The sequence below is a fragment of the Planktothrix sp. FACHB-1355 genome, assembly GCF_014748295.1.
In the GTDB taxonomy this organism is placed as follows: Bacteria; Cyanobacteriota; Cyanobacteriia; order Cyanobacteriales; family Aerosakkonemataceae; genus Aerosakkonema; species Aerosakkonema funiforme_A.
This window is the reverse complement of sequence record NZ_JACJUP010001376.1, coordinates 1-1,511: the sequence shown is the minus strand read 5'-3', so window position 1 is coordinate 1,511 and position 1,511 is coordinate 1. Positions and strand designations below refer to the sequence as shown.

Genomic DNA, 1,511 nt, shown 5'->3' with positions numbered 1-1,511 from the left:
CGACGCTCTTCCGATCTCGTTGACGGGTACAAAAATGCTTATGGGTGGTGTACCGGAAAATGAATCGATCGGTACGTTTGCTTATCATTTTGATGCGCGGGGAGAAATTAAAGGTATTTTAGACAGGGCAAATGCAAAAGGTTTTTCATCTGTTCGCTTTCCGCCGCCTGTTTTCAATATCGGTATCCAGCACGCATTAGTTAAGTGCGTTCCTAACCTCGCAGTTGTGAGTCCGGCTTCTGGATTTGAGGGTTATGCTTCTACTGCTGGCAGAATTGTAGAATTTAATTCGGCTGTGGGTCAAGGCGTGGGAATAGCTGCTGTTATTGCTATCCTCGATCGCAAGAACTTGGCAAATGTATCGAATTCGGAAGTCAGAGAAGTGATGAGAGAAACTAATCAATTACCGAAGCTGTTTGGTATGGCTAAAATTGAGGAGGCATCGCAAATGCGATCGTTCGAGTCGGAAATGGCGATCGCCCGATCTATGATATAGGGTGTGAGATTATGAAAACAACTGGAATTCATCATGTAGCGATCGTTTGTTCAAACTATGAAAAATCTAAAAGCTTTTATGTAGAAGTTTTAGGCTTTTCGATTATCAAAGAAACTTTCCGCTCCCACAGAAATTCCTACAAGTTGGATTTGCTTGTCGGTAACGGCGATCGAATTGAACTGTTTTCCTTTCCCAATCCTCCTAAACGAGTCAATAGCCCGGAAGCTTGCGGTCTGAGACATTTATCTTTTGAAGTTGACAATATCGATGAGTCTGTCGCTTATCTAAAATCTCAAGCTGTGCAGGTAGAAGAGATCAGAATTGATGAGATTACAGGTAAGCGCTTTACTTTTTTCAAAGATCCTGACGATCTACCTCTGGAGATATATGAAAAATAAGGTTAAATATGATAAGGGTTAAACCCACACACCAGAACTGGCATTGACAGAGAAACCCGTTTTCTTGAAGAAAATGGGTTTTTGGAATCTGAAATTCGTTGTAATAAATTGTAATATAAGAAGTATTAAATATTACTTGTAGTTCGGTATATTCTGGGTTTAAAATTTGTCTGTTAAGGAAGAAATTAGTATGTGACAAAGTTGTTAAAACTAGCAAATAAAGATTATTTGCAGAAGTAACTCGCAGGGTGCAGATATCTTGTTCTCATAAAGCTGTTTGTGTTTGGGTAACGCAGAGCGAGGAAAATCACTTTCGATCGCAGGTGCGGGCATTGTGCAATCGCATATTAAGCCCAACCAATGAAAAAAGATTTCAGCTTTTCCGAAATCCATCAGAATCAGAGTGTAGTTCGACCTCTGTATAGCCCACTTCGCTGACAGCATCCACTTGCGAGGCTTGCTATGGAACAAATTACTACAACAGGATCTGCCGCAGCGACTATTAGTGAAACAGTTAAGCACTGGAGTTTAGACTATCGCACCGCAGGTGCGATGTCTAAACTTTGATTGACACAGAGAAGACTAAGTAAGAGCTACCTGTCCTCACTAAAGTAAAA

1 protein-coding gene and 1 pseudogene are annotated in these 1,511 nt (G+C 40.8%); both read left to right on the top strand.

What is annotated here, in order from left to right; genetic code table 11:
- Positions 1–496 (top strand): annotated as a pseudogene (locus H6S82_RS32570) (FAD-dependent oxidoreductase); the annotation flags it as partial.
- 11 nt (positions 497–507) lie between these two features.
- Positions 508–894: a VOC family protein gene (locus H6S82_RS32565; RefSeq protein ID WP_190463074.1), complete on the top strand. Its 387-nt coding sequence runs from the start codon at positions 508–510 to the stop codon at positions 892–894.
- The last annotated feature ends 617 nt before the right edge of the window (positions 895–1,511 follow it).

Excerpts from the sequence above, each read along its gene's own strand:
- H6S82_RS32565 (WP_190463074.1), top strand. The coding sequence starts at position 508 with ATGAAAACAACTGGAATTCATCATGTAGCGATCGTTTGTTCAAACTAT.